Genomic DNA, 4,134 nt, shown 5'->3' with positions numbered 1-4,134 from the left:
CCTGTCGTTCCTGTCAATAATTGCAGGAATGGCACCCTCATATACCAAATTCTGTAATATTGTTTCCCCAATACTGCCTTCCATGCCTGCAGCACCTGATATTACAATCACCTTGTCTTTTAATCCTAAATCCATATGCTTGAGTTTTAGATTATATAAATTATGTCTTATTCAATTCCAATATTCTCGTATCATTAAAATAGGGTGAGGTTATAAAATGTTATGCATTTAAAATTGCTGTTTTCATCCCATTGTTAATGATTGAATTCAAAGCGGATGCAACTTCATTTTGTAAACCTTTGTACTTCGTTAAATCTTCATCCCAAAAATTGGTATTGGCCAATACGGCATTAACCATTTCAGTTAAACTTTCTTCCGATCTATCTACCTGTAACCAATGTGATTTAAAAAAGTCCAATACTTCCTGATTATCTGCCAGTTTTATAGACTCCCCGTTCCTTTCACCTTTATAAAAGGCAATCAAGGATGCTAAAGAAAACAACAAAGACTTGGGTAACTCTTTTTTCCTTTTTATGTATTCCAAAACTGACGGTAAAACCCTTGTTTTGTATTTGGAGATGGAATTGAGTGAGATACTCATTAAGGCATGTTCTAAATATGGATTTTTAAATCGATCAAGAACATCATTTGAGAACTGAATTAATTCTTCTTCTGAAAGATCAAGGGTAGGACAAATTTCATTGAATATGGCATTTTTTAAAAATGTCCCCACAACGGGGTCCTCTATACATTCACGTACTTTTTCAATTCCATATAAATATCCAACCGGGACTAATGAAGTATGTGCTCCGTTTAGAATTCGCACCTTTCTGGTCCTGTAGGGTTCCATATTGTCAGTAAAAATCACATTTAACCCACATTGTGCCGCAGGGAATTCCTCTTTCACCTTTGTTGGAGCTTCAATTACCCATAAATGAAACTGTTCACCTTCAACTACTAAATCATCTTTATAGCCTAATTCTTCTGTAATGATGTCTATCTTGTTTTTTGGATAGCCCGGCACTATTCTGTCTACCAAAGTATTGCAAAAAACATTGCTTTCATTGATCCACAGGATAAATGCCATGCCCAGTTCCCAATCTACGGCATATTGAAGAATTATTTTCTTTAAATTATCTCCGTTTCTGTCTATTAATTCACAGGGTAAAATGATTAGCCCTTTATCAGAGGCACCCTTAAAAACTTGGAACCTCCTGTATAAAAGTGCTGTCAGTTTTCCGGGATAACTTTTCTGTGGGGCATCTTCTAACTGATCATCTTTATGATAAGCAATACCCGCCTCTGTGGTGTTGGAGATAACGAATCTTAAATCAGGATTTTCGGCATTAGCCAAATAAACAGAATATTTCTCATAAGGGTTGATTGCTCTTTGGATACAATCTATGATTTGATATTCGCTAACCGCCTTTCCATTTTTAATCCCATTTAAATACAAGGTATACAAGCCATCCTGATTGCTTAGTATTTTGGTAAGTCCATGAATTATAGGTTGTACAACCACTACTCCTGAATCAAAGCCCACTTTCTTATTCATTTCGTGAATCATCCAATTGGCAAAAGCCCTCAAAAAATTTCCCTCCCCAAATTGTAATACCCTTTCGGGATAGGAATGGGTGGGTACTATTTTTCTGCTTAATGTTTTCACTTGTTCTTAAGTTTCGCGAGCGCTTTTTTCGGGCTTATAATGAGATGCCTCTTTTCCATGGAATAAAATCGTTCTGGCCTTTGACCACAGCTTTCGCTAAAAGTTCCCCACTAGCGGTTGCAATCATATACTCCAGGATTTTCTCCCCCATACTTTCAATACTATCTTCACCACTTATGACCGTACCGGCGTTAATATCGATGATATCCTTCATTTTTTCATACAAGTGGGTGTTACTTGAGAGTTTTAAAACAGGAGCTATTGGATTTCCTGTTGGTGTACCTAAACCAGTTGTAAACACAATAATATTGCATCCTGAACCAGCTAGTCCGGTTGTGCTTTCCACATCATTTCCAGGGGTACATAAGAGGTTTAATCCGGGCTTCGTTATTTTTTCGGTATAATCCAACACATCAACCACTGGGGAAGTTCCTCCTTTTTTGGCTGCTCCGGCAGATTTCATAGCGTCTGTAATAAGTCCATCCTTAATATTGCCTGGTGAAGGATTGTTCTCAAAAGCAGAGCCCACTGCTTGGGCTGCTGCAGAATAAGAATCCATAAGCGCCGCGAATTTTTTTGCAGATTCTTCGGTCTCACATCTATTTATGAGTTCTTGCTCAACTCCATTTAATTCCGGAAACTCTGAAAGTACTGTGGTACCTCCTAATGCGACCAATAGATCTGAAGCGTAGCCCAAGGCCGGATTGGCTGAAATTCCTGAAAACCCGTCAGACCCACCGCATTCCAATCCTAAAATTAAATTCCTTAACGGGGCTGGTTTTCTTTCTATTTTATTTGCCTTTGTTAATCCTATAAAGGTGCGTTTTACAGCCTCTTCAATAAATTCACGTTCACTTCTGCTATTTTGCTGCCGCAAATAAACTACTGGTTTTGAAAAGTTTGGGTCCTTTTGCTGAATCGACTTTTGCAATGTAACAACTTCTGCGTTCTGGCAACCTAAACTTAGTACGGTGGCTCCGGCTACATTTGAATTTGTGATATACCCGGCTAAAAGATTACACAGAGCTTCAGAATCCTGTCGGACTCCGCCACAACCCCCATCATGTTTTAAAAATTTTATTCCATCAACATTGGAAAACAACCTGTTTTTAGATATTTCATCCTTGGTATGAATGATGGATGTGGTATATATCTCTTCTTCACTCGCCCCCGAGTTATACTTGTTTATCAATGCCTGGGTATCTACGGCAAAATCTTTTTTGGTTATATATCCTAAAGATTCCGATAGGGCTGCTTCCAGGACATCTACATTTCTGTTTTCACAGAATACCATTGGAATAATCAACCAGTAGTTAGCAGTTCCAACACTGCCGTCTTCTCTGTGATATCCCATAAAGGTTCTTTCTTTAAAGTTCGAAATATCTGGTGGGTTCCATTTAAAGTTTTTATTTGTACTATTATATGCTGAGGATGCATGTTTGACGTTATCTATCGTTATCGCACAACCACTAAGTATTTGTTTAATAGCCTTCCCAATAAGGACACCATACATATAGATCTCATCACCTATACTAAAATTCTGTCCGGCAAATTTGTGTTTTGCCTTAATATTTTCCTTTAAAATAATATTCACCCCATTTATATCAATAGCCGATCCTTCTTTGAGGTCGGTAATGGCTACGATAATATTATCCCTGCGATCTATTTGAACAAATTCTTTGGACATATCTATTTAAAAGTTAACGGTTGCCTTTATCACGCCGTTTGTGGGGTCTAGCCAACTATCGAAGTGATGTATCATTTGGGCAAAGCTCACATTATGAGTTATAAAAATATCCACAGGAAATTTACCCATTTTTAAAATAGCTATTACATATTCAAAGTCCTCCAAGGTAGCATTTCTGCTACACATTAGTGTAGTTTCTTTGGCATGTATAGCCGGATGATCAAATTCAAGTATACCATTAGACAAACCAACCAAAATAAATCGGCCACCATTGGCCATATAATTTAAACCATGCTCCATTGCCTCCTTATTTCCTGTAGCATCAAAGACTGCGGTAGCCATCTCACCCTTGGTAATTTCTGCTATTTTGTCCACTGCTGTAGCACCAGCCAAAACTGCATAATCTATACCAATTTTATCTTTAGCGTAACTTAGTCTTCCAGGATCTAGATCTATTGCAATTACTTTTGCGCCCGCGATCTGTGCAAATTTCATTATTCCTATTCCAATTGGGCCACAACCCACCACAACAATAAACTCATTGGGCAGAATTTCAGCCCTTCTGATGGCATGAGCTCCAATAGCCAATGGTTCCACTATTGCCATCTCGGCATAACTTAATTTATTTGCAGGAATCAATAGGTTCATTGGTACCGAAATCTGCTCCTGCATCCCGCCATCGGTATGTACACCAAGTACCCTGAGTTCTGTACAACAATTGGTTTTTCCATTTTTACAGGCAATGCATTGTCCGCAACTGATGTAAGGCATTACAATTACC

3 protein-coding genes and 1 pseudogene are annotated in these 4,134 nt (G+C 38.1%); all 4 read right to left on the bottom strand.

What is annotated here, in order from left to right:
• Nucleotides 1-135: pseudogene (locus WBN20_RS12150) on the bottom strand (SDR family oxidoreductase); the annotation flags it as partial.
• A gap of 85 nt (nucleotides 136-220) precedes the next feature.
• A complete protein-coding gene (locus WBN20_RS12145) occupies nucleotides 221-1,666 on the bottom strand; it encodes a tagaturonate reductase (RefSeq protein WP_424281874.1) in 1,446 nt (481 codons plus the stop codon).
• Nucleotides 1,667-1,700: 34 nt separating this feature from the next.
• Nucleotides 1,701-3,353: a UxaA family hydrolase gene (locus tag WBN20_RS12140; protein ID WP_424281873.1), complete on the bottom strand. Its 1,653-nt coding sequence runs from the start codon at nucleotides 3,351-3,353 to the stop codon at nucleotides 1,701-1,703.
• Between the two features lie 6 nt (nucleotides 3,354-3,359).
• On the bottom strand, nucleotides 3,360-4,134 hold a 775-nt coding region (locus tag WBN20_RS12135; RefSeq protein WP_424281872.1), incomplete at its 5' end, for a zinc-binding dehydrogenase.

Origin of the sequence: Eudoraea sp. (assembly GCF_049665975.1) — a bacterium.
Classification (GTDB): Bacteria; Bacteroidota; Bacteroidia; order Flavobacteriales; family Flavobacteriaceae; genus Eudoraea.
This window is presented reverse-complemented; position numbering and strand designations above follow the sequence as displayed.

Coding starts and splice junctions, on each gene's coding strand:
- WBN20_RS12140 (WP_424281873.1), bottom strand. CDS start 3,353: ATGTCCAAAGAATTTGTTCAAATAGATCGCAGGGATAATATTATCGTA.